This is a genomic window from Catellatospora coxensis (assembly GCF_016862635.1).
Classification (GTDB): domain Bacteria; phylum Actinomycetota; class Actinomycetes; order Mycobacteriales; family Micromonosporaceae; genus Catellatospora; species Catellatospora coxensis.
The window spans coordinates 69,988-90,818 of the sequence record NZ_BONI01000001.1 but is presented as its reverse complement, the minus strand read 5'-3'; the positions used below and the strand labels follow the sequence as shown (position 1 = coordinate 90,818).

At 72.4% G+C, this 20,831-nt stretch carries 14 protein-coding genes; 7 read left to right on the top strand and 7 right to left on the bottom strand.

Translation table 11 applies throughout. The features are described from left to right. Positions 1–14: 14 nt before the first annotated feature. The 3 genes from Cco03nite_RS00410 to aspS form a co-directional block, all read right to left on the bottom strand. The gene (locus tag Cco03nite_RS00410; RefSeq protein WP_203687863.1) at positions 15–1,943 is read right to left on the bottom strand and encodes a M48 family metallopeptidase; all 1,929 of its coding nucleotides are present in this window, start codon (positions 1,941–1,943) and stop codon (positions 15–17) included. An 11-nt stretch (positions 1,944–1,954) separates the two neighbouring features. Continuing rightward, positions 1,955–2,551 (bottom strand): LemA family protein, encoded by a 597-nt coding sequence (locus tag Cco03nite_RS00405; RefSeq protein ID WP_203687862.1) that lies wholly within the window; start codon positions 2,549–2,551, stop codon positions 1,955–1,957. Between the two features lie 140 nt (positions 2,552–2,691). Beyond that, positions 2,692–3,969: an aspartate--tRNA(Asn) ligase gene (aspS, locus tag Cco03nite_RS00400; RefSeq protein WP_203687861.1), complete on the bottom strand. Its 1,278-nt coding sequence runs from the start codon at positions 3,967–3,969 to the stop codon at positions 2,692–2,694. A 309-nt stretch (positions 3,970–4,278) separates the two neighbouring features. Here aspS and lipA point away from each other — a divergent pair, with 309 nt between their 5' ends. The 4 genes from lipA to Cco03nite_RS00380 all read left to right on the top strand — a co-directional run bounded on the left by lipA (position 4,279) and on the right by Cco03nite_RS00380 (position 8,124). Beyond that, entirely contained in the window at positions 4,279–5,214 is a 936-nt protein-coding gene (lipA, locus tag Cco03nite_RS00395) for a lipoyl synthase (protein ID WP_203687860.1), read from the top strand. 49 nt (positions 5,215–5,263) lie between these two features. Then, positions 5,264–5,956, top strand: coding sequence for a DUF4191 domain-containing protein (locus Cco03nite_RS00390; RefSeq protein ID WP_203687859.1), 693 nt, complete (start codon positions 5,264–5,266; stop codon positions 5,954–5,956). A 132-nt stretch (positions 5,957–6,088) separates the two neighbouring features. Beyond that, on the top strand, positions 6,089–6,664 hold the full coding sequence (locus Cco03nite_RS00385) for a winged helix-turn-helix domain-containing protein (protein ID WP_203687858.1): 576 nt from the start codon (positions 6,089–6,091) through the stop codon (positions 6,662–6,664). Beyond that, positions 6,664–8,124: an MFS transporter gene (locus tag Cco03nite_RS00380; protein ID WP_203687857.1), complete on the top strand. Its 1,461-nt coding sequence runs from the start codon at positions 6,664–6,666 to the stop codon at positions 8,122–8,124. The genes Cco03nite_RS00385 and Cco03nite_RS00380 overlap by 1 nt, the downstream gene beginning before the upstream one ends. A gap of 44 nt (positions 8,125–8,168) precedes the next feature. On the opposite strand, the gene Cco03nite_RS00375 is transcribed toward Cco03nite_RS00380, so the two are convergent. After that, positions 8,169–8,534, bottom strand: coding sequence for an RDD family protein (locus tag Cco03nite_RS00375; RefSeq protein WP_239167006.1), 366 nt, complete (start codon positions 8,532–8,534; stop codon positions 8,169–8,171). Positions 8,535–8,794: 260 nt separating this feature from the next. On the opposite strand from Cco03nite_RS00375, the gene glnA reads away from it, so the two are divergent. Further along, a complete protein-coding gene (gene glnA / locus Cco03nite_RS00370; RefSeq protein WP_203687856.1) occupies positions 8,795–10,228 on the top strand; it encodes a type I glutamate--ammonia ligase in 1,434 nt (477 codons plus the stop codon). A 100-nt stretch (positions 10,229–10,328) separates the two neighbouring features. Here the strand turns inward: glnA and Cco03nite_RS00365 are convergent, their stop codons facing one another. Then, the gene (locus tag Cco03nite_RS00365; protein WP_203687855.1) at positions 10,329–10,733 is read right to left on the bottom strand and encodes a holin; all 405 of its coding nucleotides are present in this window, start codon (positions 10,731–10,733) and stop codon (positions 10,329–10,331) included. A gap of 126 nt (positions 10,734–10,859) precedes the next feature. Between Cco03nite_RS00365 and Cco03nite_RS00360 the strand changes: the two genes are divergently transcribed. Together Cco03nite_RS00360 and Cco03nite_RS00355 are read left to right on the top strand one after the other, a co-directional pair. Further along, positions 10,860–13,979, top strand: coding sequence for a VWD domain-containing protein (locus tag Cco03nite_RS00360; protein ID WP_203687854.1), 3,120 nt, complete (start codon positions 10,860–10,862; stop codon positions 13,977–13,979). A 63-nt stretch (positions 13,980–14,042) separates the two neighbouring features. Beyond that, on the top strand, positions 14,043–16,589 hold the full coding sequence (locus tag Cco03nite_RS00355) for a penicillin acylase family protein (protein WP_203687853.1): 2,547 nt from the start codon (positions 14,043–14,045) through the stop codon (positions 16,587–16,589). A 250-nt stretch (positions 16,590–16,839) separates the two neighbouring features. Here the strand turns inward: Cco03nite_RS00355 and Cco03nite_RS00350 are convergent, their stop codons facing one another. Beyond that, positions 16,840–17,625, bottom strand: a complete 786-nt coding sequence (locus Cco03nite_RS00350) for a metallophosphoesterase (RefSeq protein WP_203687852.1) — start codon at positions 17,623–17,625, stop codon at positions 16,840–16,842. A 186-nt stretch (positions 17,626–17,811) separates the two neighbouring features. After that, on the bottom strand, positions 17,812–20,787 hold the full coding sequence (locus tag Cco03nite_RS00345) for a bifunctional [glutamine synthetase] adenylyltransferase/[glutamine synthetase]-adenylyl-L-tyrosine phosphorylase (RefSeq protein ID WP_203687851.1): 2,976 nt from the start codon (positions 20,785–20,787) through the stop codon (positions 17,812–17,814). Between the last annotated feature and the right edge of the window lie 44 nt (positions 20,788–20,831).

The following is a 20,831-nucleotide window of genomic DNA, read 5'->3' as shown; positions in this document are numbered from 1 at the left end:
TACAACGCATAGCGTTAAGAAGGTGCCCTTCCTTGCGTCAAGGGCGGCAGGGGGCAGTGGAGCATGCCGCAGATGGTGCGGGTGAGTTCCTGTTCGGTGACGGTCATGGTGCCGTCTTCGGAGATGACCGCTACGACGGCCTTGATCAGGAGGGATTTGTCCTGGGGGGCGAGGCCGTCGAGCATCGGCCAGGCGGCGTCCAGGGCCAGTACGCCGTGCTGGGGGGCGGTCATCGGCACCTGCTGTCCGGGCAGGACCAGCGCCAGGCCGACGTGGTACGCGCGGTCGGCCGACGCCTCGTCGGGGTGGCCCGCGCGGGCCAGCACCGCGAGCAGCGAGGCGATCGCGTTGCGGCAGGTCGCGAGGCTGTGCGCGCGGACCGGCCAGGGCGGGGTGTCGTAGGTGGCCTCGTACAGGTCGCGGTAGAGCAGCCGGGACAGGGCGTACTCGAAGACGCTGACGCGGCCGTCGGCCCTGGTCAGGGCGTCGATGGTGCCGAGCAGGTCCTGCCGGGTGGCGGCCGGGTGGGCGCGCAGCGCCGGGAAGCAGAGCTGGGCCAGCGGCAGCCGGAGCAGCGGGTGCAGCCCGGCCAGCCGGCCCGCGGCGGCGACGGTGTCCGCGACGGCGGCCTCGCCGTGCCGTTCGCGCAGCGCCGCGAGCTGGCTGTCGGCGACCTCCGGCTGCTCCGACAGCAGCAGGCCGAACACCAGGGACGGCGCGGTGTCGCCGCGCCGGGCGCGGGCCAGGATCTCGGGCGGGAAGCGCTCCAGGATGGACTCCGCCCGCTGGTACGCGGGCTGCTGCGGCGTGCCCACGGAGGCGGCGACCGCGTCGGGGCGTACCGCCATCCGGGTGTCCTGATCCGGCAGCGGGCCGCCCTGCTCGGCCAGTGACAGGCCCATCGCGGCGTCCTCGACCAGCCCCGAGGGCGGCGCGGCGCGCCACTTGCGCGCGAGCGCGTCGAGCTGCGCCGGGTCGAAGTCCGGTTCCAGGGCCCGGATGCGGTCGGCCAGCGGCGGGTGGGTGGCGAACAGCGAGCGCAGCCGGGCCTCGCCGAACAGCATGTGCCCGACCTCGTCGATCTTCGGGGTGGACAGCCGGGAGCCGGTCTCCAGGCCGCCGATCTTCTTGAGCGCCCCGGCGATGCCGGAGGTCTGCCTGGTGAACTGCACCGCCGACGCGTCGGCCAGGTACTCCCGCTGCCGCGACACCGAGGCCTGGATCAGCCGTCCGGCGAACACGCCGATCGACCCGGCCACGATCAGCGCGATGCCGATCAGCGGCAGCGGGTTGCTGCCCTGGTTGTCGCGGCGGTCGCGGCCGCCGCCGAAGGCGCCCGCGTACAGGAAGGTGCGGCCGACGATGGCCAGGAACAGGATGCCGAACAGCAGCCCGATCAGCCGGATGTTGATCCGCATGTCGCCGTTGAGCACGTGGCTGAACTCGTGCGCGATGACGCCCTGCAGCTCGTCGCGGTTGAGCCGGTCGAGCGCGCCGCGGGTCACCGCGACCGCCGCGTCCGCCGGGGACCAGCCGGCCGCGAACGCGTTGATGCCGGGTTCGTCCTCCAGCACGTACACCTCGGGCACCGGCACGCCGGAGGCCAGCGCGACCTCCTCGACCACGTTGCGCAGCCGGCGCAGCCGCAGGTCGGTGGTGTCCTCGGGGACCAGCACGCCACCCAGGTCACGGGCTACCTTGCCGCCGCCGGCGCGCAGCCCGATGGTGCGGAACAGCGACGCCAGCAGGATCGCCCCGGCGGTCAGCACCGCGGTCCACACCATCAGCCAGGCCAGCTCGGCGGCCGGGGCCTCGAACGCGCCCAGCGCGAAAGCGACCGCGAGGCAGACGACCACCACGATGGCGAGCACGGCCAGCACGTACAGCAGGATCAGGCGGAACGACATCCGCTTGACCTGGCGCTGGCGCTCGAAGAAGTCCATCGGCGCGGCGGTCAGAACTGCACGCGCGGCGCCTCGCGCTTGCCCGGGTCGTCGATCTCCAGCAGCGCCGCCCGGTGGAAGCCGAACGGCCCGGCGAGCAGGCTGCCCGGGAACGTCTCGCGCTTGTTGTTGTACGCCAGCACCGCGTCGTTGTAGCCCTGCCGGGCGAACGCGACCCGGTTCTCCGTCGAGGTGAGCTCCTCGGACAGCTGCATCATGTTCTGGTTGGCCTTGAGGTCCGGGTAGGCCTCGGACACCGCGAACAGCCGGCCCAGCGCCTGGGTGAGTCCGTTCTCGGCACCGGCCAGGCCCTGCATCGCGGCCGGGTCGCCCGGGTTGCGGGCGGCGTTGGCCTGGGCGGTCATCGCGGCGGTCCGCGCGGCGGTGACCGCCTCCAGCGTCTCGCGCTCGTGCTTGAGGTAGCCCTTCGCCGTCTCGACCAGGTTCGGGATCAGATCGTGGCGGCGGGTGAGCTGCACGTCGATCTGCGCGAACGCGTTCTGGTAGCCGTTGCGCGCCCGGACCAGGCCGTTGTAGAGCGAGGCGACCCAGGCCACGATCACCACCGCGATGACCACCAGGCAGATCAGCCCGATCAGGAACTCCATGCCCTCACCGTGCCACCTGATCATCCGTCTTGCCTGGCAATCGGACGTATCTTGACTGCTCATACGCCCGATTGCCAGGCACGTCGGTGGATCGAGCGCCGCGCGACCCGGTGTGGTGGGCCGCGCGGCGGGTCTGGGGGTTACGGGGTGACGCGGTGCAGGTCGCGCGGGTAGGCGGTGACCTCGCGGATGTTCTGCGCCCCGGTGATGCGGGCGACGAAACGCTCCAGGCCGATCGCGAACCCGCCGTGCGGCGGCATGCCGTGGCGGAACGCCTGCAGGTAGGGCTCGTACGGCTCGGCGCTCTCCCCGCGCGCGGCCAGCGCCGCGAGGTAGTCGCTGTGGCGGTGCAGCCGCTGCCCGCCGGTGACCAGCTCCAGGCCCCGGAACAGCAGGTCGAAGCTGTTCGACCAGCGCTCGTCGCCGGGCTGCGGGTGGGTGTAGAACGGCCGCTTCGCCATCGGGTAGCCGGTGACGAAGACGAACTCGCTGCCGTGCTCGCGCTTGGCCCACTCCCCGATCGCCCGCTCGTGCGCCGGCGCCAGGTCGGGCTCGTCCGCCGGCGCCCCGGCGATCTTGAGCGCCTCGCTGAAGTGCAGGGACGGGATCTCGGCCGGCACCTCGGGCAGTTCCAGCCCCGCCACGGCCGCGCCGAGCGCGCCGACCCGGGCGACCATGGCCGCCACGGTCTCGCGCAGCACCGCCATCACGTCGCGGTGGTCGCCGATGAAACCCAGCTCCGCGTCCAGCGAGGTGTACTGCGCCAGGTGCCGGGTGGTGTCGCTGGGCTCGGCCCGGAACACCGGCCCGACCTCGTACACCCGCTCGAACACGCCGACCAGCTGCTGCTTGTAGAACTGCGGCGACTGGGCCAGGTAGGCGGGGCGGCCGAAGTAGTCCAGCGCGAACACGTTCGCCCCGGACTCGGTCGCCGTCGCCACGATCTTGGGCGTGTGGATCTCGGTGAAGCCGAGCGTGTCGAGGCCCTCGCGGAAGCCGGCCGCCGCCGCGGCGCTGATCCGCAGCGCGCGGGCCCGGGACGGGTGGCGCAGGGACAGCGGGGCGTGGTCCAGCTGCGTGGGCAGGGTCGGCGTCAGCACCGGCCGGTACAGGTCGAACGGCGTGGGCTGGGCGGGCTCGCCGAGCAGGCGTACCGCCGGTTCGGTCAGCTCCACCCCGCCGGGCGCGGCCGGGTTCGCGGTGACCAGGCCCTCGACGGCGACCACGGTCTCCTCGGGCAGTGTCTCCAGGAATTCGCGCAGCTCCGGTGCGGTGACCACGACCTGGCTCAGGCCGGACGCGTCGCGCACGATGAGGAAGGAGACCGACTTGAGCAGCCGGCGGCGATGGATCCAGCCGGCGATGGTGATCCGTGCGCCCACATGGCGGGGCAGCTCGACGGAAAGGACGCGTTGCATGGTGGGTTACCTCCGGTTCTTCCGCAACGCCATCCCCAAAGGGGTGTGGGCGGTTTGGGAACCCGCGGTGCCACCACACCTTCACCCGGATGATCCGGGCCTCTACCAGCAGGTGAAGGGGCCACACGGGCGGCTGCACGCCGACCCGACCCGGGCGTCACTCCGGTGATTCGCTCCGTCACTTGCTGTTGAGCGGAGACTGTAGACCATGATCGGGAAGCGCGCAGCCCGGTTTTCCGGTCACGGCGGGGCTGAGACGTCCGTTACCCAGCGGAAGATCAGGGCCTTTTCGGCGCGTACGCTGGCGGCATGACCATCGTCGCTCCCGAGGGCCGGCGCCTGCTGCGCGTCGAGGCCCGCAACGCCGAGACCCCCATCGAGCGTAAGCCTGAGTGGATCAAGGTCAAGGCGAAGATGGGTCCGGAATTCACCCAGCTCAGCTCACTGGTGAAGCGGGAAGGCCTGCACACGGTGTGCCAGGAGGCCGGCTGCCCGAACATCTACGAGTGCTGGGAGGACCGCGAGGCGACCTTCCTCATCGGCGGCGACCAGTGCACCCGGCGCTGCGACTTCTGCCAGATCGACACGGGCAAGCCCGCCGAGTTCGACGCCGACGAGCCCCGCCGGGTCGGCGAGTCCGTCGCCACCATGGGCCTGAAGTACGCCACCGTGACCGGTGTGGCCCGCGACGACCTGCCCGACGGCGGCGCCTGGCTGTACGCCGAGACCGTCCGCCAGATCCACGCGCTCGTCCCGGGCTGCGGCGTCGAGCTGCTGATCCCCGACTTCAACGCCGTCCCGGAGCAGCTCGCCGAGGTGTTCTCGGCCGCGCCCGAGGTGCTGGCGCACAACGTCGAGACGGTGCCGCGCATCTTCAAGCGCATCCGGCCCGGGTTCCGCTACGAGCGCTCCCTCGACGTGATCACCCAGGCCCGCAAGGCCGGGCTGGTCACCAAGTCGAACCTGATCCTGGGGATGGGCGAGGAGCGCGCGGAGGTCTCCCAGGCGCTGCGCGACCTGCACGAGGCCGGCTGCGAGCTGATCACCATCACGCAGTACCTGCGCCCCACCCCGCGCCACCACCCCGTGGAGCGCTGGGTGAAGCCGGAGGAGTTCGTCGAGCTGCGCGAGGAGGCCGAGGAGATCGGCTTCGCCGGCGTGATGAGCGGACCGCTGGTGCGTTCGTCGTACCGGGCCGGTCGCTTGTATCGTCAAGCACTCGACGCGCGCACCGCCGCCGCCTGAACCTCCCACCGTCACCCAAACTAGACTCTGCCCATCTGAAGGATCGTCTATGGCAAAGGCCGAAGAAAAGGTCAGCTTCTTCCAGCGGTTGAAGCAGATCGGCATGGTGTTCAAGTTCACCGCCAAGCAGGACAAATGGTTCACACCCCTGGTGGTGGCCGCTGTCGTGCTGCCGCTGGCGATCACCGTGGCGGTCTTCCTGTACACCGGTGCCTGGATCTGGATCCCGCTGGGCATCCTGACCACGCTGCTGGCCGTGCTCATCGTGCTCAACCTGCGGTCCAACACCGCGATGATGAACATGATGGAGGGCCAGCCCGGCGCGGCGGGCCAGCTCGTCGAGCAGATGCGCGGTGACTGGCGGGTCAAGCAGGCCGTCTCGGCGACCACCCAGTTCGACGTGGTGCACCTGGTGATCGGCAAGCCGGGCGTCATCCTGCTCGCCGAGGGCAACCCGGCGCGGCTCAAGCCGCTGCTGGGCGAGCAGAAGCGCCGCCTGACCAAGGTCATCGGCGACGCCCCGCTGTACGACTACATCATCGGCACCGAAGAGGGCCAGCTGTCCATCCGCAAGCTGCGGATGACCCTGATGCGCCTGCCCCGCAACCTGTCGGGCAAGGAGGTCAACGCCCTCGACCGGGCCCTGACCGCCCTCAACGCCCGCCCCCAGATGCCCCGCGGCCAGCTCCCCAAGGAGTTCCGCCCGCCGCGCATGCCCCGCGGCGGCGGCCGCCAGCGCTGAGCCCAAAGGAAGGGCACCTTCACAACGCCATGCGTTGTAGAAGGTGCCCTTTTGAACGCTCGAATCCATCGATGTTCGCAAGATCCAGTAGAAGTATTGCGGTAGGGATCTACTGGATCTAGGTTGGTGGGTATGGAGATGAGGCGCATCACCGATCCGCAGGTCCTCAAGGGCCTGGCGCAGCCGATCCGGCAGAAGCTCTACCGGCTGCTCGTCCAGGCCGGGCCGGCCACCGGCGCGACCCTGTCCAAGCGCCTGGGCACCGACCCCGGGCAGACCAGCTACCACCTGCGCGAGCTGGTCAAGGCCGGCTTCGTCGAGGACGTCCCGGAACTGGCCCGCGACCGCCGCGAGCGCTGGTGGCGCGCGGTGCCCGGCCCGCACGGCTGGTCGTCGCTCGACTTCCCCACCCCTGAGGGCCAGGCCATCGCGTCGGCCGTCAAGGCGCAGACCGTCATCGACGAGTTCGAGCGGGTACGCGCCTACGAGCAGTCCCGCGACACCTGGACCGAGCAGTGGCAGGCCGCCGCCATGAGCAGCGACACCTTCCTGCGCCTGACCCCCGCCGAGCTCGCCGAGCTGACCGGCGAGCTGCACGAGCTGGTCGTGCGCTGGAAGCAGCGCAGCAACGAACACGCCGCCGCCCCGGACGCCGAGCCCCGCGAGCACGTCTTCCTCTTCTTCCACGCCTTCCCGGAGCGCCCCTGATGAACGCCGCCGCCCCCGCCCCGACCTCCGCTGTGCCCACGACCCCGACCAGCACACCCGACGCCGGCCGCGCGCTGCCCGACCCGGGCGTCGCGCCGCGGCAGCGCGGCGTCACCGGCAGCCCGGCGCACCCCGCGCCCCCGGCCGACCTGCCCGCTCACCGGTCGCCTGCCTTCCTGCGCTACCTCGGCGGCCAAGCGGTGTCGATCCTCGGCGACCAGGTCTGGTACGTCGCGCTGTCCTACAGCGCGGTCCAGCTCGCCTCCCCGGGCGCAGCCGGGGCCGTCCTGGCCGTCTCCGCGCTGCCCCGCCTCGCGCTGCTGCTGTTCGGCGGCGCGATCGTGGACCGGTACGGCCCCCGCCGGCTCATGATCGGCAGCGACGTCGCCCGCGGCGCGATCGCCCTCGCCACCGCCGCGCTGGCCCTGGCCCAACCGAGTGTCGCCCTGCTCGTCGTGGTGGCCCTCCTCTTCGGGCTGGCCGACGCGCTGTTCCTGCCCGCGGCCGGGGCGATGCTGCCCCGGCTGCTGTCCCCCGCCCAGCTCACCGGCGGCCTCGCCCTGTCCGGCCTGACCGCCCGCCTGGCCCTCACCGTCGGCGCACCCCTCGGCGGCCTCCTGCTCCCGCTCGGCGGCCTCCCCCTGGCCTGCCTCGTCAACGCCGCAACCTTCGCCATCTCCGTCCTTGCCCTCTGGTCCGTCCACCCCACCACCCCCGATCCCCAGCGATCTAGAAGGGTTGTCGTCGCCGGGGCGACCACAAACCTTCTAGATCCCGACGGCGCGGACCGTGAAGGCGGCGGTGCGGACGCGAACGGCGAGCCGGCATCGGGACCGGCCCGCGCGCCCATCGGCGCCGCGGTGCGGGAGGGCCTGCGCTACCTGCTCGGACACCGGCTGCTGCGGGCCGTGACCCTGGTCGGGCTGCTGGTCAACCTGGGCGCGGTCGGGCCGCTGAACGTGGGCCTGGCTCTCGTGGCCGACGACCGGGGCTGGGGCGCGGGCGGGATCGGCGTGATGCTGGCCGGGTTCGGTGTCGGCTCGGTCGGCGGCAACCTGCTGATGATGCGGTGGCGGCCCACTGGACGGCTCGGCGCGATCGTGGCCTGCTGCGCGGTGGTGCAGTGCGGCGCGCTGTTCGCGATCGCCGTCGCCCCCACGCCGGGCTGGGCGTTCGCCGCCACCGCGGTCGGCGGCCTGGCCGGCGGCCCGCAGGCGGTGCTGCTGAGCGGCCTGACGCACACGTACACCGCCGACTCGCACCGCGGCCGGGTCGCCTCGATCAACAACCTGGCGAGCCTGGGCATCGTGCCGCCGGCGATGGCGGTCATGGGCTTCGCCGCGGCCCTGCTGGGCACGGTCGCCGCCTTCGCCGCCAGCGCCTCGCTGATCCTCGTCGCCGCCGCCCTCTGCCTGGCCATCCCCACCCTCCGCCAGGCCCGCCTCACTCCACCCGCCTGACGCCCCACCCCACCCCCACCCTTCGCAAGAAGGGGCGGGGTGGGTCAGGCGGCGGGGCGGATCATGGTGCCGGCGGCGCGGTCGTGCAGGCCACGGCGTTCGCCGTCCATGATCAGGGCGGGGATGACCAGCGCGAGCAGGGTGCCCCGCAGGGCCGCCTTGAGGGGGCCGACCGGCTGACCCGAGTCGACGCCGAGGCAGGTAATCTTCGTCACGCGCATGCCCGGCGTCTGCCCGAAGAACCCGACGAAGAACGTGTACACGGCGATCAGCACCACCGGTGCCGCCCAGCCGTCCCGCATCGGGTCCGCGAAGACGCCGGCGGCCAGGACGCACAGCATCCAGTCGAGCAGCAGCGCCCCGAACCTTCGGGCCAGGGAGGGTACGGCAGGCAGGGATACGTCGGTCACCCGCCGAGCGTACCGTCCGCCCCGCCGCACCGGCCGGGTGAGCTGTCCGGCCAGCCCATACGGCCGGTTTACGGGTGACGTAACACGGCGGAAACAAAGCTGACACGGCCGGGCAACGCCACGGTTCTAGCGTCGCCACCAGCCAATGGCCACCCGACGCAGTGCAGCGCCGTCGGCCGCGTCTCCCGAGGTCAGCCCCGGAGATGTGCTGAAGTGGGGGCCGGGAGGCTCCCGCAGACCATCCGTGCCAGGAGGACGTGTTGTTCGCCAATTCCGAGGAACTGCTTCGGTACCTCAAGGACGAAGACGTCAAGTTCGTCGACGTCCGCTTCTGTGACCTGCCCGGCGTGATGCAGTTCTTCACCGTGCCGGTCCAGTCGTTCGACGCGAGCGTCTTCACCGACGGTCTCGCCTTCGACGGCTCGTCCATCCGCGGCTTCCAGCAGATCCACGAGTCGGACATGCTGCTGCTGCCGGACGTGACCACCGCGTTCGTCGACCCGTTCCGCATCCAGAAGACCCTGGCGCTGAACTTCTTCATCCACGACCCGTTCACGCGCGAGGCGTACTCCCGTGACCCGCGGAACGTGGCCAAGAAGGCCGAGGCCTACCTGGCGGCCAGCGGCATCGCGGACACCGCGTACTTCGGCGCCGAGGCCGAGTTCTACATCTTCGACTCGATCCGCTACTCCACCCAGGCCAACCAGGCGTTCTACCACATCGACTCGGTCGAGGGCGCGTGGAACACCGGCGCGACGACCAACGCCGACGGCAGCGCCAACCGCGGTTACAAGCCGGGCTACAAGGGCGGCTACTTCCCGGTCGCGCCGACCGACCACTACGCCGACCTGCGCGACACCATGGTGACGAACCTGGTGAACCTCGGCTACACCGTCGAGCGCGGCCACCACGAGGTGGGCACCGCCGGCCAGGCCGAGATCAACTACAAGTTCTCGACGCTGCTGGCCTCCGGCGACCAGATGCAGCTGTTCAAGTACGTCATCAAGAACACCGCCTGGCACGCGGGCAAGACCGCGACCTTCATGCCGAAGCCGCTGTTCGGCGACAACGGCTCGGGCATGCACACCCACCAGAGCCTCTGGCTGGGCGGCGAGCCGCTGTTCTACGACGAGACCGGCTACGCCGGCCTGTCGGACATGGCCCGCTGGTACATCGGCGGTCTGCTGCACCACGCGCCGTCGCTGCTGGCGTTCACCAACCCGTCGATCAACTCGTACCGGCGCCTCGTGCCCGGCTTCGAGGCGCCGGTCAACCTGGTGTACTCGCAGCGCAACCGCTCCGCGTGCACCCGTATCCCGGTCACCGGCACGAACGCGAAGGCCAAGCGCATCGAGTTCCGCTGCCCCGACCCGTCGTCGAACCCGTACCTGGCGTTCTCGGCGATGCTGATGGCCGGTCTCGACGGCATCCGCAACAAGATCGAGCCGCCGGCTCCGATCGACAAGGACCTCTACGACCTGCCGCCGGAGGAGGTCGCCAACGTCACCCAGGTGCCGGGCTCCCTCGCCGACGTGCTCACGGCGCTGGAGAAGGACAACGACTACCTGCAGGCCGGTGGCGTCTTCACCAGCGACCTGATCGAGACCTGGGTCGACTACAAGCGGTCCAACGAGATCGACCCGGTCCGCCTGCGCCCGACCCCGCACGAGTTCCAGATGTACTTCGACTGCTAGGAGCGAAGCGGATAGCAGTCGAAGCAGAAGCCCAGTGACTGCTGAGAAGCGGTACGGAAAAAGGCCCCGCCGGTTGGCGGGGCCTTTTTCCGTGTTCCGGTCAGGCTGCTGCGGCGGGCGCGGGCTCCGCCGGGGCGGCGGCCGGGGCGGGCTCGGCGGCGGGTGCGGGCTCGGTGGCCGCGGTGGCGGCGGCGACGGCCGGGGCGAGCACCGGGCTGGCGGCGGCGGCCGCGACGAGAGCCGTGGCCGCGGCGGCGGGGGCGGCGGCGAGCACGCTGGGGCTGTTGGACGCGCCGATCGGTCCGGAACCGACGGACATGAGCACCGACAGCAGCGCGGCGCTGAAGGCCAGCGACAGCGCGCCGCGCCAGTCGATCGCGGCGACGTCCACGCCCACCACGCCGCTGACCTGGCCGACACCGAACGCGGCGATCAGGGCCTGCACGAAGGTCTTGATGGCACGCTCGGCGCTGGCGATCCAGAACTGCTTGTTCAGCAGGTACATCGGAGTTCTCCTGGGGGATGAGGGGGCATGCCCGAAAGGCGCTCACGAGCTTAGATCGCATGCGCCCGTGTCACCTATCCGCTTCCCGACCGACCGCGGAGGCCCGCAGGCCATATCGTGTGCCGCATGGCGCACCCCCTCCGCCGCGCGCTGCTCAGCGCCGCCGCGATCGCTTGTGTACTCCTGCCCGCCACGCCCGCCCGTGCGGCCGGCGACCTGGCGGTGACCGTACGCGGTGATGATCCACTCGCGACGGTGCTGGTGCTGGCCAACCGGGGTGACGCGGCCTGCCAGGTGGTGACCTCGGCGTACGGCACACTCGCGGTGACCCGGCTGGAGCAGGACGGCGTCACCGTCACGCCGCTGCCGATGGAGACCTCGTTCGCGGAATCGCTGGAGGCAGTGCTGGCCGAGCGCCTGCACACGCTGGAGCCCGGGGCGAGCACGGAGGTGCCGCTGCGCGCCATCCCGATCGGGCCGACGGGGCACGCCATCGAGATCGTCACCTGGTCGGCCGGCGCGGGCGCGTTCGGCTCGCTGTACCCGGTGAAGCCCGGGGTGCCGCTGCGGCTGGAGTTCACGTACGCGGTGCCGATCGTGCCGGAGAGCGGGCCGGCCGCCTGCGCCCCGCTGGCCGGGGCAGTTGTCACGGCCGAAGCGGTGGACGCCGGCCGCCCGTGGTGGCACTGGGCGATCCTCGCCGGGGCCGTCGCGTCGGTGCTGGTGGTGGTGCTGCTCGTCGTGATCCTGGTGAAGCGGCGCAGACGCGGCCGCGCGGCCGCCGCGACGGGTGACGGCCCCGCTCCCGACGGCGGTCCGGCGGCCGGCGGCACAGGCTCCAGCGCCGGAGACGGAACCGCGGACTCCGGCAGGTCCGGGTCCGACGGAGCGGACGGGAACGGGGACTCCGGCAGGTCCGGCGGGGTGGCCGGGATCGGCGGGGCGGTGGTGCTGGCGCTGGTGGTGGCGCTCGGCGCAGTGGCGGGGCCGGGCCGCCCGGCGTACGCGGAGATCATCGTGACCGACCCGGAGCTGGCCGACGCCTGGGCCGCCTGCAGCGCGATCCTGCACGCGCCCGGCGGCGACCCGGCGGGCATCCTGCCCGCGCTGGAGGCGCCCGGGGTGACCGTGAGCATCATCCGCGCCCAGCCCGGCGACAGCCACGAGGGCGCGCTCGACAAGAACAACATCCTGGTCTTCTGGGACACCGAGGACCGGCACGCCTACTTCGGCAGCGGCGGCAACGCCGACCCGTGCGACGTGCTCTACCACGAGTTCCACCACGGCTGGCAGCACAACCAGGGCACGTACAGCCGGGAGGACTGCGCGGGCAGCGGCATCCCGACGACCGAGGTGATGGCCACCCGGGCGCAGAACCGGCTGCGGGAGGCGCTGGGCCGCCCGGCGCGCAGCCACTACGGCGACCGGCCGCTGCCGAGCGGGGACTGCACCGCTCCCCCGCCGCCCCCGGCCTGCACGGGCGCGGGTTGCGGGCACAGCACCGGGGACCCGCACCTGCGCACGATCGACGGGCTGCGCTACGACTTCCAGGCCGCGGGCGAGTTCGTCGCGGTGCGCGAGACCGCCGGGGCGTACGAGATCCAGGTCCGCCAGGAGCCGGTGCCGGGCTCGCGCATGGTCGCGGTGAACTCGGCGGTCGCGGCGAAGGTCGACGGCGAGCGGGTCGAGGCCCGGATGACCACGGCCGGCGTCGAGTTGCTGGTGGCGGGCGTGGCGACCGGCCCGGCCCCGGCGGAGCTGGCCGCCCCCCGGCGGCTCGCCGGGGGCGGCGAGGTGCGCACGAACGCCGACGGCGACGTCGAGCTGCGCTGGAAGGACGGCTCCCGCCTGGTGATCGATCCGATCGGCATCTGGGGCCTGGCCCTGTCGGTCGAGCCCGCGCAGGCGTACGCGGGAAAGCTGGAAGGGTTGCTCGGCGACTTCAACGGCAAGTCCGACGACGACGTGCGCCCGCGCGGCGGCACGCCGCTGGGCACGCAGCCGACGTTCGCCGCGCTCTATCCGGCGTACGCCGACAGCTGGCGCGTCGATGCCGCGTCGTCCCTGTTCACCTACCCGGCGGGCAAGTCCACCGACAGCTACGTCGACCGCGCCTTCCCGGAGCAGGACGCGGCCACCGCCGAGCTGCCGAACCGGGCCTCGGCCGAGGCGATCTGCCGCGAGCTGGGCGTCTCCGACCCGGCCGTGCTGGCCGGCTGCGTGCTGGACGTGGCGCTGACCGGGCAGCCCGACTTCGCCGTGGCCGCCAAGGCGGGCCAGGTCTTCGCCGGGGGCGCGGACCTGGGCGGGCAGACCTGGACGGTGCGGGTGGACGCCCCGGGCGCGGTCGCGAAGGTCGAGTTCGCGGGCACGAAGGGGCAGAAGGTCTTCCTGGACGTGCCCGCGACGACGCTGCCGAGCCAGTGCGGCGGCCTGGACCTGCTCGGCCCGGACGGCAAGCAGGTGGCGTCGGGCTGCGTCATCAACGGCGCCGGGTACATCGACGGCACGGTGCTGCCGGAGACCGGCACGTACAGCATCACGGTCGATCCGCGGGGCGACGACACCGGTGAGGCCCGGCTGCGCCTGCTGACCGTCGAGGACCAGCAGGAGGCGATCACGCCGGACGGCCCGGAGCTGACCGCACGCCTGGCGAAGCCGGGCACGGTCGCCCGGTTCACCTTCACCGCGACGGCCGGGCAGAAGGTGTTCGTGGACGTGCCGAGCACGAACCTGCCGAGCCAGTGCGGCGGCCTGGACCTGCTCGGCCCGGACGGCAAGCAGGTCACCTCCGGCTGCGTCATCAACGGCAGCGGCTACATCGACGGCTTCACCCTGCCGGACGGCGGCACGTACACGGTGGTCGTGGACCCGCGGGACACGAACGTCGGCGAGGCGAAGGTGCGCGTGGTCCTCGCCGTGGACCAACGGCTCGACCTTCCGGTGGACGGCGACGCGGTCACCGTCCGGATCGACCGGCCGGGCGCGGTCGGCGTGCTGACCTTCACCGGGCGGATCGGGCAGCGGGTGTTCATCGAGGTCCCGAGCACGGACCTGCCGAGCCAGTGCGGCGGCCTGGAGCTGCGCGGCCCGGACGGCGACGTGGTCGAGTCCGGCTGCGTGATCAACGGCAGGGGCGGGCTGCGCGAGGAGGGCACCGAGCTGCCGGCGACCGGGACGTACCAGCTGATCGTGGACCCGAACGACCGGGCGACCGGAACGGCTCAGGTAAGACTGCGCACCTGACCAGCAAAGTCTGTGTTACCTGGTGGTAACGCGGGTCACAACATGTGCGTAGACTCCGCCAACGTGAACCCCCCACGCCTTTGGCTCCGCCGCCTGCGTAAGACCGCGTTCTGGCTGCTGGGCGTCGTGACGGTGCTGGCCGTCCTCGTCGCCGGGCTGGCCGTCTGGTCGGTGCGCCGCGCCCTGCCGACTCTCGACGGCGAGCTCACCCTGACCGGGCTCGCCGCGCCGGTGACCGTGCGCCGCGACAGCCACGGCATCCCCCAGATCTACGCCAAGACCAGCGACGACCTGTACCGCGCCCAGGGCTTCGTGCACGCCCAGGACCGGTTCTGGGAGATGGACTTCCGCCGCCACGTCACCGCCGGCCGGGTCTCCGAGCTGTTCGGCGAGTCGCAGCTGGAGACGGACAAGTACCTGCGCACCATGGGCTGGCGCCGGGTCGCCGAGCAGGAGGTGGCGCTGCTGACGCCGGAGTCCCGCAAGGGGCTGGAGGCGTACGCCGAGGGCGTGAACGCGTGGCTGGCCGCCAACACCGACAAAGACGGTGACGGGTTCGCCGCGTCGGGCGCGCTGAGCCTGGAGTACGGCATCCTCGGCCTGCAGAACTCCGACTACGTCATCGAGCGCTGGTCGCCGGTGGACAGCCTGGCCTGGCTCAAGGCGATGGCCTGGGACCTGCGCGGCAACATGGAGGCCGAGATCCGCCGCGCCGCGCTGCAGGCCGAGGGCCTGAGCAAGGAGCAGGTGGACCAGCTCTACCCGGCGTACCCGATCGACCGCAACCTGCCGATCGTCACCGGCGGCGCGATCGTGAACGGCGCGTTCGACGCCAAGGCGACCGCCCCGGCCGCATCGGTCCCCCCGCCGGCCACGCCCCTGGCGGCGCTGGCGGCCGACGGCCTGAACGACATGGCCGACGCGCTGGCCGGGCTGCCCGGCCTGATGGGCAACGCCGACGGCGACGGCATCGGCTCCAACTCGTGGGTGATCAGCGGCAAGCTGACCGCCACCGGCAAGCCGATCCTGGCCAACGACCCGCACCTGAGCCCGAGCCAGCCCGGCATCTGGTACCAGATGGGCCTGCACTGCGAGTGCGGCACCGACGTCGCGGGCTTCACCTTCTCCGGCGTGCCCGGCGTGGTCATCGGCCACAACGCGAAGATCGCCTGGGGCTTCACCAACCTCGACCCCGACGTCATCGACATGTACCTGGAGCAGGTCGAGGGCGACAAGGTGAAGGTCGGCGAGACCTGGGAGCCGCTGGCCACGCGCCAGGAGGTGCTCAAGGTCGCCGGTGGCTCCGACGTCACCATCACGGTGCGCACCAGCAAGCACGGCCCGCTGCTGTCGGACGCCAGCGAGAGCCTGAAGAAGCTCGGCGGGCAGTACGCGATCGCGATGCGCTGGACCGCGCTCGACCCGGGCCGCACCGGCGACGCCGTGTTCGCCATCAACAAGGCGGGCGACTGGGACGAGTTCCGGGCCGCGGCCGCGCTGTTCGAGGTGCCCGCGCAGAACATCGTCTACGCCGACGTCGAGGGTAACATCGGTTACCAGTCGCCGGGGCGTATCCCGGTGCGCGGCAAGGGCGACGGCAAGTGGTTCGCGCCCGGCTGGGACCCGGCGTACGACTGGACCGGCTTCATCCCGTTCGACGAGCTGCCGAACGTGCTCAACCCCGAGCGCGGCTACGTGGTCACCGCCAACCAGGCCGTCATCGGCGACCAGTACCAGCAGCACCTGACCGACGACTGGAGCTACGGCTACCGCAGCCAGCGCATCTACGACATGCTCGGCGCGGCCGGCGGGAAGATCACGCTGGACGACGTGCAGAAGCAGCAGTTCGACAACCGCAACGGCTTCGCCCCGACGCTGATCCCGGCCCTGCAGAAGGCCCCTCGGCAGGCCCCGTCGCAGGTCGAGAAGAACGCCGACGCGCTGCTCGTCGACTGGGACTTCCAGCAGGGCGAGGACTCGGCCGCGGCCGCGTACTACAACGCGGTCTGGAAGAACCTGCTCGGCCTGACCTTCGACGAGCTGGGCGAGGACTACGCCGCCGACGGCGGGGACCGCTGGTTCGAGGTGGTCCGCGCGCTGCTGGCCAAGCCCGACGACAAGTGGTGGGACAACAAGGGCACGCCCGCCGTCGAGAAGCGGGACGACATGCTGGCCCAGGCCATGTCGGCGGCGGTGCAGGAGCTGTCCGAGGCGCAGGGCGAGGACCCGAAGCAGTGGCGCTGGGGCGACATGCACACCCTCACCCCGACCCACGCGACGTTCGGCGAGTCCGGCATCGGCCCGATCGAGTGGCTGTTCAACCGGGACACCGTCGGCGTCTCCGGCGGCGACGCGATCGTCAACGCCACGGGCTGGAGCGCCGGGCAGGGGTACGAGGTCGACGCGGTGCCGTCCATGCGCATGATCGTGAACCTGGCCGACCTGGACGACTCCCGCTGGATCCAGCTGACCGGCAACTCCGGCCACGCGTTCCACGACAACTACGCCGACCAGTTCGAACTGTGGCGTACCGGCCAGACCCTGCCGTTCCGCTTCGCCCAGGCGACGATCGAGAAGGAAGCGACGAACACGCAGATCCTCAAGCCGTAAAGCCTTGATCATCGGAGTTGCCTGGCACCTGTGCGTATCTTGACGACACATTCGCACAGGTGCCGGGCAACTCGAATGATCTCGGGTAGTCCCGGCCTGTCAGGGTCAGCCCGACGTCCACCGACCACGCCCGCCGGGACAGGTCCGCCGGCCGCGCCATCCCCCACGTCACGGGGAGCCAGCCTAGGCCACCGCGACACGCCGCGGGCACCCCCTGCGGCTCGTCCGGCCTCACCGGACGCCGCCGACGTCAGGCGGCGGCGGGCGTGAGCGAGACGACGATGCAGGGCGCGCCCAGCGAGATGCCGGTGTCCACGGCCATGGCCAGCCCGTCGGCGTAGGTGACCGGCCCGCGTACCGCGGTCGGGGCGACGCCGAAGGTCTCCGGGATGGTCGAGTGGCCGTGCACGATCTGCCGGCCGCCCAGCCTGTCCAGCAGCAGGCGGGCGTTGGCGACGCCGTCGTTGTGCTCCAGGAACTCGAACCGGCGGAACAGCAGCCGGGTGTTGCGGCCGAAGGTCTGCTCGTCGCGCTCGCGCATGATGGTGCGCACCGCGGCGTTGATCTCGTCGACGGTCGGCCCGAACTCCAGGTAGGCCAGGGTGTCGGCGTGCAGCAGCAGGTGGTCGTCCACCAGCGCCACCGCCGGCAGGTCGGCCAGCCAGGCGGCCCGCTGCTCGTTCAGGCCCTCCAGGTCGTGCTCCTGGCCGCCGTTGAGCGCCCACACCTGCACGATGGTGCGCACCTCGGTCACCGGCGACTGCGGGACGAAGCGGCTGCCGTACAGCAGCATGTCGTGGTTGCCGATGACGCAGCCGACCTCGCCGCCGGCCGCGGCGGCCTCGCCCTGCAGCCGGCGGATCAGGTCGATCACGCCGATGCCGTCCGGGCCGCGGTCGGTCAGGTCGCCGAGGAACCACAGCCGCGCGTCGCCACCGGACCACGCGCCCTGCGCGTCGAGCAGGCCGGTCACCCGCAGCGCCTGGGTCAGCGGCGTGAGATGCCCGTGCACGTCACCGACCACGTAGAGCGTCACGCGATCACAGTACGACATGACCATGAAAGCTCCCTGGGCACGCCGAGCCCTCGCGCGCGCCGTACACACGCAGGGCTGACGGTCTCCGCGCCACCCACCCCCGCCCGCATCGACATTGGCCTATGACATCGACTGGCGGTAGATCATTTTCGACGTGATGGGCCGGCGTCGATGACACGCGGGCGGTCAGGCCAGGAACAGCCGCTCGACGGCGGCGCGGGCCCGGCGGGTGACCTTGAGGTACTCGTCCAGGAACCCGCCCGGGTCGCCGCCGCCCAGCAGGCGGGCCACCCCGGCCAGCTCGACGCCGTGCCGGGGCAGCTGGTCGACGGCCCGGCCGCGGATCAGCGTCAGCGCGTTGCGCACCCGCGAGCACAGCGTCCACGCCGTGGCCAGCACCTCGGCGTCCTCGACCGATACGATCCCGGCCGCGTGCGCCGCCGCGAGCGCGTCGAGGGTGCGCGTGGAGCGCAGCCCCGCCACCTCGTGCCCGTGCCGCAGCTGCCACAGCTGCACCGTCCACTCGACGTCGGCGATGCCGCCGCGCCCCAGCTTGGTGTGGGTGAGCGGGTCCGCGCCCCGGGGCAGCCGCTCGTTCTCCACCCGGGCCTTGATCCGGCGGATCTCCACGATCTGCTCCCGCCGCAGCCCGTCGACCGGGTAGCGCACCGGGTCGACGAGCGCGGTGAACTCGGCGGCCAGCCCGGCGTCCCCGGCGACGGGCCGGGCCCGCAGCAGCGCCTGCGCCTCCCACACCTGCGACCAGGTCGCGTAGTAGCGCTGGTACGCGGCGAGGCTGCGGACCAGCGGACCCTGCCGGCCCTCGGGGCGCAGGTCGGCGTCGATGCCCAGCGGCGGGTCGGGCGCGGGCGCGGACAGCAGCGTGCGCAGCTGCTCCGCGATCGCCAGCGCGACGCCGTTGGCCTCGTCATCTTTCATCCCAGGCGCGGGCTGGTACACGAACAGCACGTCGGCGTCGCTCGGATAGCTGGTCTCGGCACCGCCCAGCCGGCCCATGCCGATCACGGCGAAGCGCAGCTCGTCCGGGGCGCCCGCGGCCTGCCGGGCCACCGCGAGCGCGGCCGCGATGGTGGCGTCGGTGAGGTCGGCGAGCCCCTGCCCGACCTCGGTGATGCCGACCGGTTTGGCCGGGGCGAGCTCGCCCGCCCCGGAGAGCAGGTCCGCGCTGCCGATGCGGAACAGCTCGCGGCGGCGCATCGCCCGCACCGCAGCCACCGCCGCGCGCGGGTCGGCGTGCCGCCCGGCGGCGGCGGCCGTGCCGTCCAGCAGCGACTGCCGGGTGCGCGGGGCGAGCTCGGTGTCGTCGGCCAGCAGCCGCAGCGCCTCCGGGTCGCGGGAGAGCAGGTCGGTCAGGTAGCGCGAGCTGTCCAGCACCCGGGCCAGCCGCAGCGCCACCGGGCCCTCGTCGCGCAGCAGGCGCAGATACCAGGGGGTGGTGCCGAGCGTGTCGGACACCTGCCGGTAGGCCAGCAGGCCGGCGTCGGGATTGGGCGCGTCGGCGAACTCGGCCAGCAGCACCGGCAGCAGGGTGCGCTGGATCGCGGCGGTCCGGGACACGCCTGAGGTCAGCGCCTCGATGTGCCGCAGCGCGCCCGCCGGGTCGGCGTAGCCGAGCAGCTCCAGGCGCTTGCGGGCGGCGTCGGCGCGCAGCGACAGGCCGTCGGCGGGGACCTTGGCCACGGCGGCCAGCAGCGGCCGGTAGAGCAGCTTGGCGTGCAGCCGGCGGACCTCGGCGGCGTGGGTGACCCAGTCGGCGCGGAACGCCGCGATCGGGTCCAGCCCGCCGCCCTCGCGGCCCCGGCCGGTGCCCAGCGACGGCTCCTCGCGCTTGTAGTTCATCGCGCGCGCCAGCCAGCGCAGCGCCAGGGTGCCGGCCTGGCCGTCGTCGGCCGGCACGGTGTGCGTACGCCGCAGCCGCTGCAGCTGCAGCCGGTGCTCGACGTTGCGCAGGAAGCGGTACGCGGCGCTGAGCGCCTCCCCGTCGCCGCGGCCCACGTAACCGCCCGCGACCAGCGCCCGCAGCGCGTTGAGCGTGTTGCCCGAACGCAGCGTCTCGTCGCCGCGCCCGTGCACCAGCTGCAGCAGCTGCACCGCGAACTCGATGTCGCGCAGCCCGCCCGGTCCGCGTTTGATCTCCCGCTCGATCTCGGCCCGCGGCACCTGGTCGATGATGCGCCGCCGCATCGCGCGCACGTCCTCGACCGCCTCCGGCCGCTCGGCGGCGTGCCAGATCAGCGGCTGCAACGAGGCCAGCCAGGCCTTGCCGACCCCGGCGTCGCCGGCGACCGGGCGGGCCTTGAGCAGCGCCTGGAACTCCCAGGTGCGGGCCCAGCGCTGGTAGTAGACGAGGTGGCTGGCCAGGGTGCGCACCAGCGGACCGCGCCCGCCCTCCGGCCGCAGCGCGGCGTCGACCGGCCAGGCCACGTGGCCGCAGATCTCCATCAGCGCCGCGGCGACGGTGGTGCCCGCGGCGAGGTCCTCGTCCTCGGCCGCGACGAAGATGACGTCGACGTCCGAGACGTAGTTCAGCTCGTCCCCGCCGCACTTGCCCATCGCGATGACGGCCAGCCGGGGCCGCTGGTCGCCGACCCGGCCCAGCGCGATCCGGTACGCCGCCCGCAGCGTCGCGTCGGCCAGCGCGGTCACCTCGGCCATCGTCGTCTCGACGTCGACCCCGTCGGCCAGGTCGCCGGCCGCGATGCGCAGCAGCCCGCGCTGGTAGCCGGCCCGCAGCGACGGCACGTCGGCCAGCCCGCTGTGCACCTCGTAGCGCGGCGGCACGGTGTGCGTGAGCACCTTCCACTGCCCGGCCTGCGCGGCGATCTGGTCGCCCAGCGCGGACGACGCCCCGAGCACCGTGATCAGCCGGATGCGCAGGTCCTCGTCGGCGCCGAGCCGCTCCAGCACACCCTTGTCGGGTCCGGCGTCGCGCTCGGCGATGCGGTGCAGCTGGCGCAGCGCCAGGTCGGGATCGGCGGCGCGGCCGAGCTGCTCCAGGACGAGCGCGCTCTCCTCGTCGACGGGCCGCTGCGCGGCCGCGTCCCACAGGTTCAGCCCGGTCCCGCCCAGCAGCACGGCCGGGTCGGGGCCGGTCGCCGACAGCGTGAAGCCGTACCGTGCCAACCGCCCGATTCCCGCCACCCGCTCAGGTTATCGGCGCGCGCCCGGGCGCAGAAGCCACGGCG

Coding starts and splice junctions, on each gene's coding strand:
- Cco03nite_RS00390 (WP_203687859.1), top strand. CDS start 5,264: ATGGCAAAGGCCGAAGAAAAGGTCAGCTTCTTCCAGCGGTTGAAGCAG.
- Cco03nite_RS00405 (WP_203687862.1), bottom strand. CDS start 2,551: ATGGAGTTCCTGATCGGGCTGATCTGCCTGGTGGTCATCGCGGTGGTG.
- Cco03nite_RS00410 (WP_203687863.1), bottom strand. CDS start 1,943: ATGGACTTCTTCGAGCGCCAGCGCCAGGTCAAGCGGATGTCGTTCCGC.
- Cco03nite_RS00380 (WP_203687857.1), top strand. CDS start 6,664: ATGAACGCCGCCGCCCCCGCCCCGACCTCCGCTGTGCCCACGACCCCG.
- Cco03nite_RS00360 (WP_203687854.1), top strand. CDS start 10,860: ATGGCGCACCCCCTCCGCCGCGCGCTGCTCAGCGCCGCCGCGATCGCT.
- aspS (WP_203687861.1), bottom strand. CDS start 3,969: ATGCAACGCGTCCTTTCCGTCGAGCTGCCCCGCCATGTGGGCGCACGG.
- Cco03nite_RS00365 (WP_203687855.1), bottom strand. CDS start 10,733: ATGTACCTGCTGAACAAGCAGTTCTGGATCGCCAGCGCCGAGCGTGCC.
- lipA (WP_203687860.1), top strand. CDS start 4,279: ATGACCATCGTCGCTCCCGAGGGCCGGCGCCTGCTGCGCGTCGAGGCC.
- Cco03nite_RS00385 (WP_203687858.1), top strand. CDS start 6,089: ATGGAGATGAGGCGCATCACCGATCCGCAGGTCCTCAAGGGCCTGGCG.